Consider the following 18,126-nt stretch of genomic DNA (forward strand, 5'->3'; position numbering starts at 1 on the left):
GGGAACCCGGGGCCGTCCCCCCGCACGGAGGAGGATCCTTGGCCGACGCACCCGACCTGGCCGAACTCGAACGCCGCGCCGTCGAGCGCGGCCCCGCCTACGGCGAGGGCGCGCACATCGTCTGCGACAACCTCGTGCGCATCTACAAGAGCGAGGGCATCGAGGTCGTCGCGCTCCAGGGCCTGGACCTGCTCGTCGACCCCGGCGAGCTGATCGCCGTCGTCGGCGCGTCCGGCTCCGGCAAGTCCACCCTGCTCAACATCCTGTCCGGGCTGGACGTGCCGACCGCCGGCGTCGCCCGCGTCGCCGGGTCCGACCTGCTCACCATGTCGGCCAAGGAGCGCCTGACGTTCCGCCGCGAGAAGGTCGGCTTCATCTGGCAGCAGACGGCCCGCAACCTGCTGCCGTACCTGACCGCCGCGCAGAACGTCGAGCTGCCCATGCGGTTCGCCGGGCGGTCCCGCCGCGAGCGCGCCACCCGCGCCGCCGACCTGCTCGGCATGCTCGGCGTCGGCGAATGCGCGGGCCGCCGCCCCGCGGAGCTGTCCGGCGGCCAGCAGCAGCGCATCGCGATCGCCGTCGCGGTCGCCAACGAGCCGCACGTCGTGCTCGCCGACGAGCCGACCGGCGAGCTCGACACCGCGACCGCGGCCGAGGTGTTCGCCGCGCTCCGCCGGGTCAACCGGGAGTTCGGCACCACCGCCGTGATCGTCACCCACGACGCCGGCGTGTCCGAGCAGGTCGACCGCACCGTCGGCATCCGCGACGGCCGCACCAGCAGCGAGGTCCGCCGCCGCGACGCGGCCGACGGCACCCGCACCGCCGAGGAGTACGCCGTCCTGGACCGGGCCGGCCGCGTCCAGCTGCCGCGCGGCTTCACCGAGACGCTCGGCATGCGCGACCGCGTCCGGCTGGCACTGGAGAGCGACCACGTCGGCGTCTGGCCCGACCGGCCCCGCGAGGAGGACGCATGACCGAGCCGATGGTCGCCGTCGACGACCTGGTCCGCACCTACCGCACCGGCCGGGTCGAGGTGCCCGCGCTGCGCGGCGCCTCGTTCCGCGTCGCGCCCGGCGAGCTCGTCGCGATCGAGGGCCGGTCCGGGTCCGGCAAGACGACCCTGCTGAACCTGATCGGCGGCCTGGACGCCCCGGACGGCGGCACCGTCCGCGTCGACGGCCGCGACATCGGCGCCCTCAGCGAGGACGAGCTGCTCGCGCTGCGCCGCGACGACCTCGGTTTCGTGTTCCAGTCGCACGGCCTCATCCCGGTGCTGTCGGCCGCCGAGAACGTCGAGGTGCCGCTGCGGCTGACCCGCACCGCGCCCGCCGAGCGCGACGAGCGCGTCCGGGTGCTGCTCGCGCTCGTCGGCCTCGCCGGCCACGCCGCGCAGCGCCCCTACGAGCTGTCCGGCGGGCAGCGGCAGCGCGTCGCGATCGCCCGCGCCCTGGCCAACCGGCCGCGGCTGCTGCTCGCCGACGAGCCCACCGGCCAGCTCGACTCCGAGACCGCCGCCGCGATCATGCCGCTGCTGCGCGCGGTCGTCGCCGGCGAGGGCGTCACGGTCCTCGTCGCCACGCACGACCAGGCGCTGCTGTCGGAGGCCGACCGAGTCCTGCACCTGGAGGACGGAAAGATCACCGAGGCGCCGGTGCCGGCCGTCTGAGGGCCGGTTGTGGGGGCGCGCGCGAGGGCAGGATCTTCGGAAGCGGAGTCCGGGACGGGAGGGTGCGGCGTGGCGACCGTGGTGCTGGTGGGGACGCTCGATACCAAGGGCGCGGAATACGCGTGGCTGCGCGACCAGATCCTGGATCTGGGCTGCGACGTCGTCCTCGTTGACGCGGGCGTCGGCGAATCGCGGACGGCGGCGGACGTGCCGGCGGAGCGGGTCGCGCGGGCGGGCGGCACGTCGATCGAGGTGCTGCGAAACGCGGGCGACCGGGGGCCGGCGGTCACCGCGATGGGCGAGGGCGCGGCGGTCGTCCTCGCGGAGCTGACCGTGCAGGGGCGCGTGGACGCGGTCCTCGCCGTCGGCGGCAGCGGCGGGTCGTCGATCGCGGCGCGGGCCGTCCGGGACCTGCCGATCGGGCTGCCGAAGCTGATCGTGTCGACGATGGCGGCCGGAGACGTGGCGCCCTACGTCGGCGCGAAGGACGTCACGATGACCTACAGCGTCGTCGACATCGCGGGCGTGAACCGGGTGTCGCGGCTGATCCTCGGGAACGCGGCGGCAGCGGCGGTGGGCATGGCGAAGGCGCACGCGGCGGCACCGCGGGAGGCGGGGGACGAGCGGCCGCTGGTGGCGGCGTCGATGTTCGGCGTGACGACCCCGGCGGTGGACGCGGCGCGGGAGCGGCTCGGCGAGCTGGGCTACGAGGTGCTGGTCTTCCACGCGACCGGCGCCGGAGGACGCGCGCTCGAAGGCCTGGTCGACAGCGGCCTCATCACGGGCGTCCTCGACCTGACCACGACGGAACTCGCGGACGACCTGGTCGGCGGGGTGCTGTCGGCGGGCCCCGACCGGCTCACGGCGGCGGGGCGGCACGGGATCCCGCAGGTCGTGGCGCCGGGCGCCCTCGACATGGTGAACTTCGGGCCGCGCGGCACCGTCCCCGAACGGTTCGCCGGCCGCAACCTCTACGTCCACAACCCGACCGTGACGCTGATGCGGACGACACCGGACGAGATGGCGGAACTCGGGCGGCGGGTCGCGGCGAAGCTGTCCGCCGCGACCGGGCCGACGGTGCTGTTCCTCCCGCTCGGCGGGGTGTCGGCGCTGGACGCGCCCGGCCTGCCGTTCCACGACCCGGACGCCGACGCCGCCTGCTTCGCGGCGATGGACGGCGCCGTCGAGACCGAGAGGCTGGACGTGAACATCAACGACCCGTCGTTCGGCCGCGCGATGGCCGACCGGCTGCACGGGCTGATCGCAGGGGGAGAGCAGTGAACCGTCGGACCGTCCTGGAGCGCCTGCGGGCCGCCGTCGCGGCAGGCGAGCCGGTGATCGGCGCGGGAGCGGGCACCGGCCTGTCCGCCAAGTGCGCGGAGGCCGGCGGCGTCGATCTGATCATCATCTACAACTCGGGCCGGTACCGGATGGCGGGCCGCGGCTCCCTGGCGGGCCTGCTGCCGTACGGGGACGCGAACCAGATCGTCGTCGAGATGGCGTCGGAGGTGCTGCCGGTCGTGCGGGACACCCCGGTCCTCGCGGGCGTGTGCGGCACCGACCCGTTCCGGGTCATGCCCGTCTTCCTCGACCAGTTGAAGGCGATGGGGTTCGCCGGGGTGCAGAACTTCCCGACCGTCGGCCTCTACGACGGCGTGTTCCGGCAGAACCTCGAAGAGACCGGCATGGGCTACGACCTGGAAGTGGAGATGGTGCGGCTCGCACGCGAACGCGACCTCGTCACCGCCCCCTACGTCTTCGACGAGGACTCGGCGCGCGCGATGGCGGAGGCGGGCGCGGACGTCCTCGTCCCGCACGTCGGGCTCACCACCAAGGGCAGCATCGGCGCCGGCACCGCCCTGTCCCTGGACGAGGCGGTCGCGAAGGTGCAGGCCATGCGGGACGCCGCGGCCGCCGTCCGCGACGACGTGCTCGTCCTGTGCCACGGCGGCCCGATCGCCGAACCGGACGACGCCGCCTACGTGCTGTCCCGCACGAACGGCGTCGTCGGCTTCTTCGGCGCCTCCTCGGTCGAACGGCTGCCGACCGAACGGGCCATCACCGACCAGGTCGCCGCCTTCAAGAACCTGGAGCTCTCATGCACGTGACTCCCGGCGACGTGCCCACGATGACCTTCGACTGGGGCTCGATCAAGTGGTTCGTCGCCCCGTCCGGCGTCGACGGTGCGGGCAGCACGCTCGGTGAAGTGATCGTCAACCCGGGCAAGGGCCACGCGCGGCACAACCACCCGAACGCCGAGGAGATCATCTACGTGATCTCCGGGGAGGCGGAGCAGATGGTGGACGACGGTGAGCCGTTCACCATTCGCGAGGGCGACGCCGTCCACATCCCGAAGGGCGCCTGGCATTCCACCTACAACGCGACGTGGCGTCCGCTCCGGCTGATCGTCACCTACACGCCGGGAGGCGAGGAGAAGGCCCTCGAAGGCGCGCCGGACTTCTGCCTCCACGCTCCCGGAACCGTCCCCGAATGGCGCCAGACCTGACCCGGCGCCATTCCGGAGCGGCCGGCGCGGCCACCGCGATTGCGTATTTCCGGTGCGACATCGTGAGTCTCTCTTCCTGCGGGCGCCTGCCGCCCGCCCCCACAACGTCCCAGCCGGTACAGCGGAGGCTCTTCCCCCGCACGGCCGATGCCGCTCCCTCTCAGGTGTCGTCGGCGTTCCTCGGGCGGGTCAGAGCACCTTGCCGCGGACGTAGACCCAGGCGCCGTCGTGCCGGACGAACCGGCTGACCTCGTGCAGGACGCCGTCCTCGCCGCCGGTCGCGTAGTGCGCGCGGAACTCCACGACGCCCTTGGCGTCGCCGGGGCCGCCGTCCTCGGTGCGGACGATCTCCAGCCGCGTCCAGCGCGTCGCGGGGTCGAAGCCGACGTCGCCGGGCCGCGTCGCCGGGTGCCAGCTCCTCAGCAGGTAGTCCTCGTCCTCGACGGCGAACGCGCTGAACCGCGACCGCATCAGCTCCTCGGCCGTCCGCGCCTCGGCCTCGCCCCGGTGCAGCCGCCCGCAGCACTCTCCATAGGCGGCCCCGGACCCGCACGCGCACTTCTTCGCCATGCTCCGATTGTCCCGCAGCGGGAGCACGTCCTCGCAGGACATCCGGCTATTCCGACTTATGGCGGGTAAGAGGATGAACATGCATGAACAGCATGAGGACGACCTCGTCGAGTCGCAGGGGGTGAACGCCGGCGGGCCGGTGGACGCCCCGCCCTCCGGCGCGAAACCGGACGGCCCCGATCCGGAACCGCCGGAACTGCCGCTCACCGCCGGAACGCTCGACGACGAGATGGTCGGGCTCCCCGTGCAGAAGCCCGGCTACCCCGGCCAGCAGCGCTCCGTCGACACGAGCTGACTCAGCCGGTCGTCATCACCAGCGTGCCGAGCGCGCTCTTGCCGACGCCCCACATCGCCGTCCCGCCGGGCGCGACGCTGAGGCCGGTCAGCACGGAGTTCCACGTCCCGGCCGACTGCGGCACGTCCACCCGCGACCACGCGCCCGTGGCGGGATCCAGGTGCAGGATCATCGGCGCGCCCTGAACGTCGCTGGTCATCCCGCTCGCGTACGCGCCGCCACGGCCGTCCGGCGCCAGCGTCGCCAGCGTCGCCGGCCCGGCTCCCGGAAGCGGGACGTTGCGCCAGGCCGTCCCGTCCCAGTGCGCCAGGAAGGGCGGGCCCGAGGGGTCGTCGGACTGGCCGATGGCCCACACGTCGCCGGTGCCGAGCGGCAGCACGTCCGTCGCCCGCGCCGTCGCGGGCCACACGTTGACCGGGTGCTCGGTCCAGGTGCGGCCGTCCCACTGGGCGGTGTCGGGGTAGTAGGCCCACTGGCCGTCCCAATGCCCGTGCCTGCCGGCCACCCATGTGCCGGCGCCGTCGCCGACGCGGATCCGCGCGATCGAGATCTCCTGCGAGGGGCCCGTCAGCGGGACCTTCTCCGCGCTGCCACCGCTGACCCGGAAGACCTCGTGGTAGTCGAACGACACCCACACGTTCCCTGGACGCGCGTCGACCGACGCCGTGCCCGCGGCGCCATCGTCGCCCTCCGCGATGTGGACCTGCGTCCACGAGGTCCCGTCCCAGTGCAGGATCCAGTTCTTCCCGATCTGGTACGCGCTACTGGTGTATCCCGCCGCCCACGCGTCGGTCCGGGACGTCGCCGCCACCGCGTCCAGGCTCGCGTCGTACTGCCCGTTCGGCAGCGGGTAGCCCTGCCAGCCCGAGCCCGTCCAGCGCTGCATCACCGGCCGCGGATGATCGAAGACCGTCGAGCCGATGTGGTAGTAGGTCCCGACGACCCAGGCGTCGCCCGGCGCCATCGCCGCGACCCCCGCCAGCGTGCCGCCCGGAACGAACGGTGACGCCACCGAGTGCCATCCCGTGTCCGCCGCGGCCGGTGCCGCTCCGAGCCCCAGCACCGCCAGCGCACCCGCCGCGACCGCACCCCGCCACCCGTATGACCGTTTCATGACGCCAGCATCCGCTGGCGCAATCGTCCCCGTCAACGCCCCGCGTCACATGGTTCGCGCGGCCGGCGGGGCCTCCGGTCTCCGGGCGCCCGCCGGCCGCGCCGTCCTTCGAGGTCAGCCGCCGATGCCGGAGTCCTGCGCGGCCTTGACGATCGCCGCGGCGTCCTCGGGCAGCAGGTATCCGCCGTCGACGGATTGCTGCGCGGCCGCCTGGACCTTGCTCACGTACCCGGCGTGCGTCGGGTAGAGCCGGCTCAGCACCGGCTCGGCGGTCGGCGGGAACGACGGGTCGGACGGGTCGCCGGAGTCATGGCGGTCCCACCCGTCCTTGTCGCCGTTCCAGGGGTCGCGGGCGCCGTAGAGGCCGCAGAACACCCCGTCGTCGAGGCCGATGTTCCGCAGGCCGGTGAGCGTGCGCGTCGGCACCGTGACGTCCGGCAGCCGGACGCCGCCGGCGGCGAGGCCCGTGCGCGGGTCCCGCAGCACCGTGTTCAGCGGCGCGCCGCTCGGCGGACGCGCCCCGCCCCGCGCCCACGACGCCAGATGGCGCAGCGCCGCGTTCATCGAGTAGTGGCCGGGACCGTCGTTGAACGGCGCTGACCCGGCCGAGCAGTCCGCCTGCGGCGCCGCCGACCCCGCCGACTTCTTCAGCGTCGGATCGCCCAGGTCGTAGGCCCACTGGTCGCCGTGGGACGTGCCCGCCAGCTCCCAGTGCACGACGCTGTCCGTGTCCGGCTGCCGCGCCACCGACGCCAGCGGCACGTCGGTCTCGGTGAGCACGACGAACGTCGGCACCTTCAGGTCCGTCCGGATCCTCGACGGGTTCGGCATCGACAGCGTGTCCGCCAGCTGCCCGCTGATCGGCGAGCCGACCGCGCTGTTGCTGTGGATCATGAGGCCGTCGTAGACCTGCGCCACCGGCTGCACGGCGTCGGCGTAGGTCGTCATGAACCCGGCCGACTGCGACTCGCCGTCCGCGAGCAGCGTCTTGATCTTCAACCCGCCGAGCGGGTCCGGCCCGTCCGGGGAGCGCAGCGCCTGCCCGGCCTGCGAGAAGATGTCGTAGGAGTAGGCGTCGCCCGGATGGACGAGCGTGCCGTACCGCGCCGGGTCCCAGCCCTTGAGGCCGTGGATCTCGCCGAGCCCGCCGTTGACGCCGACCGCCTGCGCCGAGACGCCGACCCACGCGTACCCCTCGCGCAGCAGCTCGTCGCGCTCGAACCAGTAGTCGGGCGACAGCTCCAGCTGCCCGCTGACGTTGAGCCATTCGACGACGACGGTCCCGTTGAACTTCGCCGGGTCGGTCGGCCGCCGGACGAGCAGCCGGGTCTTGTACGCGGCGCTGCCGGACTCGCGCACGTTCCACCGCCCGTCCGAGCCCCAGATGCCGGACTTGGCGTACGACTTCGCGGTGCCGGAGATGAAGTACTCGTTCTCGGTGTAGCCGAACGAACCGAGGTCCTCCGCCGCGGCGAGGAACGGGAATCCGTGGCTGCCCGCGGGCGGGACGCTGACGGCCGGATCGTCCGCCGCGGCGTGCGCGGCCGGCGCGGCGCCGACGAAGGAGCTGAAGAGCACCGCTCCCAGCACGGCGGCGATGGCCCGCCGGGGGGAGCGCAGGGGTGGTCGCACGGTTGCCTCCTGGAGCACAGGTCGGGGAAGCACAGTGTCGGCCGCCCAGCCCGTCCCGGCATCGGGGAAATCGCCAGTCCCCCGGACCTCGGCGCCGCGTCCCGCGGGTTTCGGGCGACGCCCGCCGACGAGACCGGCGATTCTGCCGATGCGGGAGAGGCCGCCGCGCCCTACGTTGCGGGGCTGACCGGCCCCGAATCGGTCGGGGCCCGGAAAACGTTCCCACCCTGCGCGTTCGCGCACGAAAAGAGGCCCGCATGTCCCTCACCCCCTCCCTGCGGCGGCTCGCGGCCGTCGCCCTCGCCGGCGCCGTGGGCGCCGCAGGCCTGGCAGCGGTGGCCGCCGCCCCCGCGTCGGCCGCCGCCTGCTCCGACGTCGACTTCGTCTTCGCCCGCGGCAGCGGCGAACTGCCCGGCCTGGGCATCGTCGGGACGCCGTTCGCCAGCGCCCTCAAGGGCGACCTGCCCGGCAAGTCGGTGAGCTCCTACGCGGTGAACTACGCCGCCGACCTCGGCCAGACCAGCGCCGGACCCGGCGCCACCGACATGAGCAACCACGTCAAGTCCGTCGCCGCGTCCTGCCCCGGCACCTCGTTCGTGCTCGGCGGGTACTCGCAGGGCGCCAGCGTCACCGACATCGCGATCGGCATCCGGACCCTGCTGGGCACCGGCGGCACGATCCCGACGAACCTCGCCCCGCGCGTCAAGGCCGTCGTGGTCTACGGCAACCCGCTGCGCCTCTATGGCCAGACGATCAACAGCGCCAGCTCCCTCTACGGCCCGAAGGCCAAGGAATTCTGCAACACCGGCGACCCGGTCTGCGCGAACGGCGTCGACATCACCGCCCACCTCACCTACGCGACGAACGGCACCGTCCCCCAGGGCGCCCAATTCGCCGCCGCCAGGATCAACGGCTGACCCATCGCCGCCCGCGCATTTAATGAAATGCGCGGGCGGCGATCCGCGAGGTATGTTCGCCGCAGTACACCAGATCGCGCCGGCGCGATTTGCGAACACAACTGAAACGCACCTCCCGGTGCGCAGGCGGACGGATACTTCAGGTTCGACTCCTTGCGGGGACGCATGGCGCCCCTGTGGCCCGATTCGGCCGGGCGATCCCCGTACGCCGCTTTGACCTCGGGAGGAGCGCGCTCCTCGCGGGAGCCCGGTGCGCAGGCAACGGTTACTTCCTTTGGGATCCATGGGTCGCGGGTTCGAATCCCGTCGTCGTCTTCGGGACGGCGTAGCTCAGAATGGCAGAGCAATGGACGCGTCGGACCGTCGCCGGTCTTCCGACCTCGGGCATCCCCGCGAGACGAGCGTCTCCTCCCGTTCTGGAAGGAGGCTCCTTCATGGCGAAGTTCAATGTTCGCGGCGCCCGCGCCGCGGCGTCGAGCCCTGTGGCGTCCGAGCGGATCCCGACCGGCCGCACGCACGAGGGCGCACCCGGGCACGCCCGCGACGCCAAGTCGGAGCTTTTCCTTCTCGCCGTCTCGAACATGGTCGGCGAGGACAGTTTTTATGAGAAGTCCGGCGACCGCGACGACCGTTTCCGCGCCCTGGTGCACAAGGTCGCCGTCGAGGACGTCGAGTGGCTCGCCGCCTTCCTGCCGTGGCTGCGCGCCGAGGCCGGCATGCGGTCCGCGCCCGTCGTGGCCGCGCTGGAGGCGGTCCGCGCCCGTCTCGGCGCCGGCCTGCACGGCGGCAACCGGCAGCTCGTCGCGAGCGTCCTTCGGCGCGCCGACGAGCCGGGCGAGGCGCTCGCCTACTGGATGTCCGCCTACGGCCGAGCGATCCCCAAGCCGGTCAAGCGCGGCGTCGGCGACGCCGTCCTGCGGCTCGGCACCGAGTTCAACTACGTCAAGTGGGGGAGCGAGGGCAAGGGCATCGGCTTCGCGGACATCCTCAACATCACCCACCCGGGCGACCGGAAGGGCAGCGCGCAGGCCGGCCGCTTCCAGGGGCCGTGGCAGCACGACCTGTTCGGCTACGCGGTGAAGCGCCCCTACCGGCCCGACGCGCCGATCCCCGCGTCGCTGGAGACCCTGACGCGGCGCGACGCGCTGCTGTCCATGCCGGTCGGCGAGCGCCGCCGGGTGCTGGAGGACCCCGAGACGCTGCGCCGCGCCGGCATCACCTGGGAGGCCCTCGCCGGATGGCTGCAGGGCCCGATGGACGCCGCCGCCTGGACGGCGATCATCCCGTCGATGGGGGTGTTCGCGCTGGTCCGGAACCTGCGGAACTTCGACCAGGCGGGCGTGCCGGACGAGGTGGCGCGGCGGGTCGCGGAGAGGATCGCCGACCCGGAGGTGATCCGCCGGTCGAAGATGTTCCCGTTCCGGTTCCTCGCCGCCTACAACGCGGCGCCGTCGCTGCGGTGGGCGTGGCCACTGGAGCAGGCGCTGAACCACTCGCTGGCCAACGTGCCCGCGCTCGGCGGCCGGACGCTGGTCCTGGTCGACCGGTCGGGCTCGATGTTCGGCCGCGTCTCGCAGCGCTCGGGGCTCGACCGGGCCGACGCGGCCGCCGTCTTCGGGACCGCGCTCGCGCTGCGCGCCGGCGCGGCCGACCTGGTCGAGTTCGGCACCGGCCACCGGCCGGTCGAGGTCCGCCGCGGGGAGTCGCTGCTGGCCGTGCTCCAGCGGTTCCACTCCATGGGCGGCACCAATACCGCCGAGGCGGTCCGGGCGAACTACCGGGGCCACGACCGCGTCGTCATCGTGACCGACGAGCAGGCATGGGGCGGCGTGCGAGGCGCCCACCCGGCCGGGCAGGTGCCGGAGAGCGTTCCGGTCTACACCTGGAATCTCGCCGGCTACCGGTACGGGCACGGGCCGTCCGGCACCGGCAACCGGCACACCTTCGGGGGCCTCTCCGACGCCGCGTTCCGCCTCGTCCCGCTGATCGAGGCCCGCCGTACCGCGGCGGCAGGCTGGCCCTGGCAGAACTGACGCGGTTCGCCGTCGGCCCGTACCCCTGACCCGGGTGCGGGCCGCCGGCGCGGCGCGTCCGCCGATTCCCGCGCGCCGGTTGTCGGCTCCCGACATCCGGACGCCCGCACGTTGGCTCCCGCGACCTTTGCCGCGCCCGCCGGGCTCCTCACACTTGACGCTACCCGTTCTGACGGAGGCGACTTCCGGAGGAGACGTCATGTCCAGCAGAAGACTGAAGGCCCTGGTGGCCTGCGCGGGAACGGCCGCGGCCCTGGCCGTCCCGGTGGGAGCGGCCGCCGCGCCCGCGGACGCCGCGGCGATGCGCGACGTGCTGCTGGTGGGCAACAGCCAGTCGGGAAGCGTGAGCTTCGTCGACGGCCGCACCTACCAGAATCTCGGATCGTTCAACGTCATCCCCGACCTGCAGCAGCGCCTCGCGGAGATGACGCTCGTCCAGCGCGCCGGATACGAGACCGTCAAGCAGATCGAGGGCGGCGACCGGTTCGTCGACGACGTCCAGCTGGCCGCCGACGGCCGCACCCTGTACGTCTCGCGCGGCAACCTCGACGACGCCGCGGCCTTCGACGTGGCCACCGGCCGGGAGCTGTGGCACACCCGGCTGGACGGCTTCCACGCCGACCACGCCGCCCTGTCGCCGGACGGCACGAAGTACGTCATCTCGGCGACGACCGCGCAGGTCGCCGAGGTGCTCGACCCGAGGACCGGCGCGGTCACCGGCAAGTTCGGCACCGGGACCTATCCGCACCAGAACGACTTCACCGCGGACGGCCGCTACATCTACAACACCAGCATCGGGATCACGTCGCTGCCGAAGTCGCTCGAACTGCTGAAGGGCGACTTCCTGCTGGAGAAGGTCGACGCGAACACGCTCCAGGTCGTCAAGACGTGGAAGTTCCCGCACGGCATCCGGCCGAACCTGGTCGCCCCCGACGGCAACACCTTCTACGCCCAGCAGTCCTACCTCAACGGCTTCATCAAGTACGACCTGAACCAGGGGAAGATCGTCAACACGGTCACCATGCCCTACAGCGACCACGGCAAGGCGCTGAGCCCGGACGACTACCCGCAGAACTCCGCGCACCACGGCCTCGCGCTGTCCGGCGACGGGCGGCGGCTGTGCGACGTCGGCACCATCGACGACTACACGGCCATCGTCAACACCTCGGACCTGTCCACCAAGGGCATCTTCAACTACCCGGTGAACAGCCTCCCGTACTGGGGGACGACCAGTGCGGACGGGACCCGCTGCTTCGTCTCCCTCAGCAAGGCCAACGCCGTCTCGGTCATCGACTACGCGACGGCGAAGGAGGTCGCCCGGGTGCCCGTGGGCGTCTTCCCGCAGCGCGAGCGCACCGGCCTGGCGGCCCCGGAGGCCGTCGCGGCGCTGACGCCCGCGGGCTGAACCGGGCAGACTGGGGCGTCGCGGGATCCTCGCGGCGCCCCACGCGGGAGAGGACATGTCGGAACGCACGGTGCTCCGCCGGCTCATGGAACGCATGCGCGCCGACCCCGGGCTGCTCGACGCCGTCGTCGAGGCCGCCCGGTCGGAGTCCCCGCCGATCGCGGGCCTGCCGGTGCAGGAGGTGCGGCGGCACATCGCCGCGCTGCTCGCCGTCGTGTCCGCCGCGTTCATCGACATGTCCGGGCTCAGCGAGGAGGACACCCGGGCCGCCGACCGGCTGGCCACCGACCGCGCGCTGCAGGGCGTCCCGCTGGCCGCCCTGCTCGACGGCTTCCAGGCGGCCCGCTCGTACGTGCTGACGCGCCTGATGCAGGAGGCCCGCGCGGCCGGGGTGTCCCTCGACTCCATGATCGGGGAGATCATGGAGCTGGACCGCTACGCCAACGGCCTGCAGAACCGGCTGATCCACGCCTACCGCGAGTCCGAGCTGAGCCTCGCCCAGTCGGCGCACGCCGCCCGCGTCCAAGCCCTGCGCGAGCTGCTCGGCGGCGGCCCCGCCCGCGCCGCCGACGCCGGCCTGTCCGCCACCCGCCGGTACCACTGCCTGGTCACCGACATCGGCGATCCGCGCGAGGCCCGCCGGACGGAGGCCGCCATGGCCCTGCCCGACGGCGTCTCCGGCCTCGTCGACGGCCACTGGTGCGCCGTCACGACCCGCCTGCCCGCCCGCACGGACCCGCTGGCGGTCGCCGGCCCGCCGGTACGGCCCGGCGACCTCCCGGGCGTCTACCGCCTCTGCCTGGCCGCCCTAGCCTCGGCGCGGCGCCGCGGCCTGGACGGCCTCCGCCGCCTCACCGACCTCGCCATGCCTGTCGCCCTCGACGCCCACCCTGGCCTCGGCGCCGTCCTCGCCCGCGAGCACCTCGCGCGGCTCGACCCGTCCGACGAGTTCCACCGCCTCCTGGCCGAGACGGCCCTCACCTACCTCGACCACGGCGAGCACCCGGGCCGCACCGCCGACGCCCTGCACATCCACCCGAACACCGTCAAACACCGCCTGCGCCGGTTCGGCGCCCTCACCGACTTCACCCACCAGGCCCCGCCCGGTGAGACCCTCGGCCGCGCCCTCACCTGGCACTGGGCCCTCCAGACCTGGCTGGCCCCGCCGGCCGGGCGGCGTCCGGAGAGGGGCTGAGGGGCGCGACGGCGGTTCCCTCGAGTTCGACCATCAGGGTGGGGATCGCCAGCCGTGTCACCCCGAGCATCGTGGTGGCCGGCGCCGCCCCGGCGGCTCCCAGCCGCGACGCCAGGACGCCGTAGTGCTGGAAAAGCAGATCGACGTCGGTGGTGTAGACGTTGAGCCGGACGAGGTCTGCAAGAAACATGCCGCCCTCGCTGAGAACGGCCTCCAGGTTGTCGAGGCTCAGCGCCAGCTGTGCCGCCATGTCACCGGCGTGCTGCGGCCTGCCGTCGCCGCTCATCGCGGTCTGCCCGGCGCAGTACAGGGTCCGGGCGTGCCCGGAGACGATCTCGCCCTGGTTGTAGCCCATCTCCACCGACCACGTCCACGGGTTGACCGCCGTTCGTTCCATGACCACATCGGCTCCATTCGATTCGTCGAGGCGTACGTCCATCGGCTCGGTAGCCGCCTTGGACGCCATGGAGAAAGCCTCGCAACGAATCACGACACCCTCTGTCGTATATATCGCTAAGGTCCGCGTATGCGCGCCGACCGGTTGGTCTCCCTGGTGCTCCTGCTGCGCCGGCGCGGGCGGCTGTCCGCGGCCACGCTGGCCCGCGAGCTGGAAGTGTCCACCCGTACCGTGCTGCGCGACATCGAGGCGCTGTCCGCGGCCGGCGTCCCGGTCTACGCCGAACGCGGCCGGCACGGCGGGTTCGCGTTGCTGCCCGGTTTCCACACCGAGCTCACCGGACTGAACCACGACGAGGCCCTCGCCCTGCTGATCGCCGGATCGCGGCGCGGCGCGCAGGCGTTCGGCCTCGGCTCGGCGCTCGCCTCCGCCATGCTCAAGGTGGTCGACGCGCTGCCCGAAAGCCATCGGGACATCGCGGCCGGCGCCGCCGAGCGGCTGCTCATCGACCCGGAGATCGACCTCCTGTCGCGCCGCGTGGCCGACGAGGAGGTGCCCGGCACCATCGTGGCCGAGGTCCGGCGCGCGGTCTTCGCCGGACACAAGCTGCGCATCCACTACACGGCCGCGGGCCGGCCGCCGCAGTGGCGCACGGTGGACCCGATCGGCCTGGTCACCGTACGCGACCGGGGCTACCTGCTGGCCACGAGGTCCGGCGCGGACCGCACCTACCGGCTGTCCCGCATCCTGGCCGCCGAGGAGCTCGACGAACCCGCGGAGCGACCGGACCGGATCGATCTGGACCGGGCCTGGCAGGAACGCAGCACACGGTTCCGGGCCGGCGGCGACCAGGTCACCGTGCTGGTGCGGCTGAACCCGGCGCGGCAGGAGGAGCTGCTCGACACCGCGCTGGCCGTCCGCGCCGAAGAAGCCGGTTCGGACGGCCGGCTGCGGCTGAGCGTGACCTTCCAAGATTCGAGGCACGCCGAATGGGCGCTGTGGCAGCTCGGCACGGACGCGGAGGCCCTGACCCCGCAGTGGTTGCGCACCTCCCTGCGCGACCGCGCCGCCGCGATCGCCGCACGCTATGAACCGCCGTAGTGCCGTCCGTGCAGAGGCGGGCCGGCAGGCGCGCGGGCTGCCCTACCATGCAGGCACGTCCGGCTCTGAAGGGAAGTCATGGGCTACCAGGAACGACGAGTCGAACTGATCGCCAAACGGGCCGCGCCGTACTTGGAGCCGGGTGAGCGGATTCAGACGGGATTCCTCACGCAGACCGGTTGGTGGATCTTCACCGTGCCGCTGGCGACGTTCGTGGTGACCGACCGCGCCATCTTGATCGTGGGCGGCGACGGCGCACAGCGCCTCCCGCGGGACTTCCGCTTCGGCAAGCCGACCGGGCTTTACCACCGGATCGAGGTCGACCGCACGTACAAGGTGCATCGGCAGTATCACCGGGAGGTCGTAGCCGCCGACGAGGCCCTGGACGAAATGAAGGCGCGCGGCGACCTGCCGAGGAGCGAGTAGACCTGAACCCCGCATTTGGGCGGTTTTCAGGAGTTCATCCGTTGGCCATCGGGCTGACGCCCGGGTACCGGCGGGACCTGGGAGATTCTCGCCATGTCCGCGGGCCTGAGTGCCGCCGCCGCTCAGGGCGCGGCCCCGTCAGCCCCGGCGGCTCGCCGCCGGGCGGTTTCGGCGCGGCTGCTGCCGGGTGGGCTCGTGCTCGCCTGGCTCGTGGTCCTGCTGACCCATCTGCGTACTCCCGTCCCGTCCGACCAGCTCAATTACCTGGAGGCCGCGGCGCGGTTCCCGAAGCCGGTCGAGGTCACGACGGAGATGCACCAGGTGACCCGGTTCGGGCTGATCATTCCCGCTCGCCTGGCCATCGCCGTGTTCGGGTACTCGCAGGCCGCCTACGCGACCGTGCCGGTGCTGGCCACGCTGACCCTGCTCCTTGGCACGTACGCGCTGGGCACGGCACTGTTCGCGCGGTCGGTGGGGACGGCCGGCGCCCTGGTCGTGGTCGCGGCGACCCCGGTCTTCGCCGACTCCACGGACCTGCTGCCCGACGTCCTCGCGGCCGGCCTGTTCACCTGTGCGGCGGCTCTGGCGGTGTCCGCCGCCCGCCGGCCGGACCCGCCCGGCAGAGCGCTGCTGCTCACGGTGGGAGCGTTGCTCGGCTGGTCCTACCTGGCCCGCGAGTTCGTGGTCTTCATGTGGCCGGTCGTCCTGGTGCTGCTGTATCGCAGGGCGCGGCTGGCCGGGATGGTCTGGGTGTTGGTCCCCATCGTGGTGATCGGGGCCGCCGAACTCCTGCTGTGCTGGCGGCTTTACGGCGACCCGCTGGCGCGGGTGCTGGCGATCACCGGACACGGCCAGCGGCCGTCGGCGCCCGACATCGCCACGACCTACCGCGACAAGCCACGGATGCTGTACGTGCTGCGGCTGCCCAAGACCCTGCAGACGTATCCGGACGGCGGGCTTCTTGTCGCACTACTCGGCCTGACCCTGCTGGGAGGGCTGCTCCGTCCGCGCCGGATGGCGGTCCCCGTTGCCTGCTGCGCGCTGCTGTGGCTGCCGCTCACCCTGCTCGGCGGCGTCCTCAACCCCAGCGCCCCCAAACTGCGGCTGCAGCTGATCCGGTACTGGTTCCCCATCTTTCCCGAGTTCGTGCTGGGCGGGCTGGGGCTGCTCTGGCTCGGCGCGGTGTTCTTGGCCGGCCGTCTCCCCGATCGGGCACGGTTGCGGCTCGTCCTGCCGGCTGGACTGGTGCTGGCCGCCGCCCTGATCACCTGCGTCACCGCCGCCCGCTCCTGGTGGGAGGCACCGTCGACCCGGGCGGGCGGCGGCACCCAGATGGAGTCGCTGCGGTCCTGGATGCATGATCACGACAGCCCCGGCTCCCGCGTGTGGGCCGATCCTCGTACCGGCAAGCTGCTCCGCGTTTACCAGGACGGCGCCTGGGGCGGGCGGGCCTGGTCGACCCGAATCCGCGCCGTCCGTCCAGAATCCGAAGGGCCGCGGCCAGGAGACCTTCTCGTGCTGTACGACACCGACAGCGGACGGCTATGCGCGGTCTGCCGCAGGGCCGCTCAGCCCATGCTGGCCGATCCGACCTGGACGGGACCACGCTGGCAGCAGGTCTACGGAACCCGCGACCATGTCGTCCGCGTCTACCGGCTCACCCAATGACCGCGTCCCAGTAGCGCCCCTGGAACTCCCCAGGCCACCTGTTCATCTGAGACCGGCGACCGAGGCCATCAACACGATGCCCACGCCCGCGATCACCTCATGCCCCAGGGTTGTTGCGGGTCGCGTCTCTAGTCGATGGTGTCGCGTTCCAGCAGGGTGATGCCGACGGCGATGCCCCGGAACGGGTCGCCGGCGGCAGGCGCGCGGGCGGCCTCCGCCTCGCGGGCCAGGCACAGGGCCAGCAGCCGGATCGCGGTGGCCTTGCGGGGCGTGAGCGGCTCCTGCTGGGCGAACACCGGAGTCGCGATCGCTTCGAGGCGGCTCACTGCCTGCTGCGCCCATGCGCTCGGTGCCGTGCGGTCGAGGGCGCGGCGTCCGTCGCGGATGTTGACGGCCAGGTCGCCGATGGCAACCTCGTTGCCACGGTCCAGCTTGGCGCACGCGGCGGCGTGCAGGACGCCGGCGACGCGGCGGCGCCACTGGCATTCGGGCTGCCCGCTGAACAGGTAGTAGCGGGCCTGGTAGTACATGCCCCGTTTGAAGACGCGGTCGAGGGCGCGGTCCAGCAGCACCGAGCCGGTCTTGCCGCTGCCCAGGCCTGCGGGAACCGCATGGCGGGCCTCGCGGAGGTGCCCCCTGTGCTCGTCCCACTGGTTGCCCAGCTCACCCGCCCGGTTCTTGTCGATGGAGATGTCGGGGTCGGTGGCCATCGAGTATCTGGCGTATGCGGCGTCCTCGCTGCTGATGGCGTGGCTCAACTGCCGGGTCGCGTCGATCGCGGGGGTGAGATCGCGGTCGGGGTCGTGGCCGGGGACCAGAGCGCGGGCCAGTTCCCGTGTGGCCGCCCCGGCCGCCTTGAGTTCCGCGCCGCAGTCGGCGGCCATGTCCTTCGCCACCCAGAGGGCATGGCCGCCGCGGTGGTGGCGGATGTCCGAGACCGCGCGGACGAGCAGTATCCGCGCGAGCAGCGGCGCCGCCCGGTCGACGTCGGCGGCGATGTGGCGGGCGAGCGCCCTGCGGTCGATTCCACTCGGCACGTCCATGAACGCTCCCGTCCGCTGGCGAAACCTCACCTTTGCCGGAAGCCTAACCACCGATCGAACCGTCGGCCCGCTCATGCGCTTCTTGTCGAGCTGGACCTGGTGGGGGATAACCGTTATATGGTGAGCTAACGGTTATCTAGGAACGCCGTGCGGCAGGA

The 18,126-nt window shown here is 72.7% G+C and carries 17 protein-coding genes and 1 pseudogene; 13 read left to right on the forward strand and 5 right to left on the reverse strand.

Features of this window, described 5'->3' with window-relative positions:
• Positions 1-38 precede the first annotated feature (38 nt).
• The 5 genes from ABD296_RS19460 (at position 39) to ABD296_RS19480 (ending at position 4,172) form a co-directional block, all read left to right on the forward strand.
• The gene (locus ABD296_RS19460) at positions 39-974 is read left to right on the forward strand and encodes an ABC transporter ATP-binding protein (protein ID WP_344268664.1); all 936 of its coding nucleotides are present in this window, start codon (positions 39-41) and stop codon (positions 972-974) included.
• On the forward strand, positions 971-1,666 hold the full coding sequence (locus ABD296_RS19465; protein WP_344268667.1) for an ABC transporter ATP-binding protein: 696 nt from the start codon (positions 971-973) through the stop codon (positions 1,664-1,666). Before ABD296_RS19460 ends, ABD296_RS19465 begins: the two co-directional genes overlap by 4 nt.
• A 69-nt stretch (positions 1,667-1,735) precedes the next feature.
• Positions 1,736-2,947, forward strand: coding sequence for a Tm-1-like ATP-binding domain-containing protein (locus ABD296_RS19470; protein WP_344268670.1), 1,212 nt, complete (start codon positions 1,736-1,738; stop codon positions 2,945-2,947).
• On the forward strand, positions 2,944-3,774 hold the full coding sequence (locus tag ABD296_RS19475) for a phosphoenolpyruvate hydrolase family protein (RefSeq protein ID WP_344268673.1): 831 nt from the start codon (positions 2,944-2,946) through the stop codon (positions 3,772-3,774). The genes ABD296_RS19470 and ABD296_RS19475 overlap by 4 nt, the downstream gene beginning before the upstream one ends.
• On the forward strand, positions 3,765-4,172 hold the full coding sequence (locus ABD296_RS19480; protein ID WP_344268676.1) for a cupin domain-containing protein: 408 nt from the start codon (positions 3,765-3,767) through the stop codon (positions 4,170-4,172). The genes ABD296_RS19475 and ABD296_RS19480 overlap by 10 nt, the downstream gene beginning before the upstream one ends.
• A gap of 189 nt (positions 4,173-4,361) precedes the next feature.
• Here the strand turns inward: ABD296_RS19480 and ABD296_RS19485 are convergent, their stop codons facing one another.
• Entirely contained in the window at positions 4,362-4,742 is a 381-nt protein-coding gene (locus ABD296_RS19485) for a YchJ family protein (RefSeq protein WP_344268679.1), read from the reverse strand.
• A gap of 79 nt (positions 4,743-4,821) precedes the next feature.
• Here ABD296_RS19485 and ABD296_RS19490 point away from each other — a divergent pair, with 79 nt between their 5' ends.
• Positions 4,822-5,037, forward strand: coding sequence for a hypothetical protein (locus ABD296_RS19490; RefSeq protein ID WP_344268682.1), 216 nt, complete (start codon positions 4,822-4,824; stop codon positions 5,035-5,037).
• 1 nt (position 5,038) lies between these two features.
• On the opposite strand, the gene ABD296_RS19495 is transcribed toward ABD296_RS19490, so the two are convergent.
• Together ABD296_RS19495 and ABD296_RS19500 are read right to left on the reverse strand one after the other, a co-directional pair.
• The gene (locus ABD296_RS19495) at positions 5,039-6,151 is read right to left on the reverse strand and encodes a hypothetical protein (RefSeq protein WP_344268685.1); all 1,113 of its coding nucleotides are present in this window, start codon (positions 6,149-6,151) and stop codon (positions 5,039-5,041) included.
• 114 nt (positions 6,152-6,265) lie between these two features.
• Positions 6,266-7,783 carry an alpha/beta hydrolase domain-containing protein gene (locus tag ABD296_RS19500; RefSeq protein WP_344268688.1) on the reverse strand — a complete coding sequence of 506 codons (1,518 nt, stop codon included), beginning with the start codon at positions 7,781-7,783 and terminating at the stop codon, positions 6,266-6,268.
• 257 nt (positions 7,784-8,040) lie between these two features.
• Here ABD296_RS19500 and ABD296_RS19505 point away from each other — a divergent pair, with 257 nt between their 5' ends.
• From ABD296_RS19505 to ABD296_RS19520, 4 genes are all read left to right on the forward strand, one after another.
• Positions 8,041-8,700, forward strand: coding sequence for a cutinase family protein (locus tag ABD296_RS19505; RefSeq protein ID WP_344268691.1), 660 nt, complete (start codon positions 8,041-8,043; stop codon positions 8,698-8,700).
• 434 nt (positions 8,701-9,134) lie between these two features.
• Positions 9,135-10,733 (forward strand): TROVE domain-containing protein, encoded by a 1,599-nt coding sequence (locus ABD296_RS19510; RefSeq protein WP_344268694.1) that lies wholly within the window; start codon positions 9,135-9,137, stop codon positions 10,731-10,733.
• 199 nt (positions 10,734-10,932) lie between these two features.
• Positions 10,933-12,138: a YncE family protein gene (locus tag ABD296_RS19515; protein ID WP_344268697.1), complete on the forward strand. Its 1,206-nt coding sequence runs from the start codon at positions 10,933-10,935 to the stop codon at positions 12,136-12,138.
• Between the two features lie 55 nt (positions 12,139-12,193).
• Positions 12,194-13,333, forward strand: coding sequence for a helix-turn-helix domain-containing protein (locus ABD296_RS19520; protein WP_344268700.1), 1,140 nt, complete (start codon positions 12,194-12,196; stop codon positions 13,331-13,333).
• Positions 13,334-13,337: 4 nt separating this feature from the next.
• Here ABD296_RS19520 and ABD296_RS19525 read toward each other — a convergent pair.
• Positions 13,338-13,730 (reverse strand): annotated as a pseudogene (locus ABD296_RS19525) (RidA family protein); the annotation flags it as partial.
• A 129-nt stretch (positions 13,731-13,859) separates the two neighbouring features.
• Here ABD296_RS19525 and ABD296_RS19530 point away from each other — a divergent pair.
• The 3 genes from ABD296_RS19530 (at position 13,860) to ABD296_RS19540 (ending at position 16,925) form a co-directional block, all read left to right on the forward strand.
• The gene (locus tag ABD296_RS19530) at positions 13,860-14,831 is read left to right on the forward strand and encodes a helix-turn-helix transcriptional regulator (protein WP_344268703.1); all 972 of its coding nucleotides are present in this window, start codon (positions 13,860-13,862) and stop codon (positions 14,829-14,831) included.
• 78 nt (positions 14,832-14,909) lie between these two features.
• Complete coding sequence (locus ABD296_RS19535) at positions 14,910-15,257, forward strand: hypothetical protein (RefSeq protein ID WP_344268706.1); 348 nt, start codon at positions 14,910-14,912, stop codon at positions 15,255-15,257.
• A 93-nt stretch (positions 15,258-15,350) separates the two neighbouring features.
• A complete protein-coding gene (locus ABD296_RS19540) occupies positions 15,351-16,925 on the forward strand; it encodes a hypothetical protein (protein ID WP_344268709.1) in 1,575 nt (524 codons plus the stop codon).
• Positions 16,926-17,053: 128 nt separating this feature from the next.
• On the opposite strand, the gene ABD296_RS19545 is transcribed toward ABD296_RS19540, so the two are convergent.
• Entirely contained in the window at positions 17,054-17,968 is a 915-nt protein-coding gene (locus ABD296_RS19545; protein ID WP_344268712.1) for a hypothetical protein, read from the reverse strand.
• Between the last annotated feature and the right edge of the window lie 158 nt (positions 17,969-18,126).

Source organism: Actinomadura napierensis, from assembly GCF_039529375.1.
Taxonomy (GTDB): domain Bacteria; phylum Actinomycetota; class Actinomycetes; order Streptosporangiales; family Streptosporangiaceae; genus Spirillospora; species Spirillospora napierensis.

Excerpts from the sequence above, each read along its gene's own strand:
- ABD296_RS19465 (WP_344268667.1), top strand. The coding sequence starts at position 971 with ATGACCGAGCCGATGGTCGCCGTCGACGACCTGGTCCGCACCTACCGC.
- ABD296_RS19480 (WP_344268676.1), top strand. The coding sequence starts at position 3,765 with ATGCACGTGACTCCCGGCGACGTGCCCACGATGACCTTCGACTGGGGC.
- ABD296_RS19485 (WP_344268679.1), bottom strand. The coding sequence starts at position 4,742 with ATGGCGAAGAAGTGCGCGTGCGGGTCCGGGGCCGCCTATGGAGAGTGC.
- ABD296_RS19490 (WP_344268682.1), top strand. The coding sequence starts at position 4,822 with ATGCATGAACAGCATGAGGACGACCTCGTCGAGTCGCAGGGGGTGAAC.
- ABD296_RS19495 (WP_344268685.1), bottom strand. The coding sequence starts at position 6,151 with ATGAAACGGTCATACGGGTGGCGGGGTGCGGTCGCGGCGGGTGCGCTG.
- ABD296_RS19505 (WP_344268691.1), top strand. The coding sequence starts at position 8,041 with ATGTCCCTCACCCCCTCCCTGCGGCGGCTCGCGGCCGTCGCCCTCGCC.
- ABD296_RS19510 (WP_344268694.1), top strand. The coding sequence starts at position 9,135 with ATGGCGAAGTTCAATGTTCGCGGCGCCCGCGCCGCGGCGTCGAGCCCT.
- ABD296_RS19515 (WP_344268697.1), top strand. The coding sequence starts at position 10,933 with ATGTCCAGCAGAAGACTGAAGGCCCTGGTGGCCTGCGCGGGAACGGCC.
- ABD296_RS19520 (WP_344268700.1), top strand. The coding sequence starts at position 12,194 with ATGTCGGAACGCACGGTGCTCCGCCGGCTCATGGAACGCATGCGCGCC.
- ABD296_RS19530 (WP_344268703.1), top strand. The coding sequence starts at position 13,860 with ATGCGCGCCGACCGGTTGGTCTCCCTGGTGCTCCTGCTGCGCCGGCGC.
- ABD296_RS19535 (WP_344268706.1), top strand. The coding sequence starts at position 14,910 with ATGGGCTACCAGGAACGACGAGTCGAACTGATCGCCAAACGGGCCGCG.
- ABD296_RS19540 (WP_344268709.1), top strand. The coding sequence starts at position 15,351 with ATGTCCGCGGGCCTGAGTGCCGCCGCCGCTCAGGGCGCGGCCCCGTCA.
- ABD296_RS19545 (WP_344268712.1), bottom strand. The coding sequence starts at position 17,968 with ATGGACGTGCCGAGTGGAATCGACCGCAGGGCGCTCGCCCGCCACATC.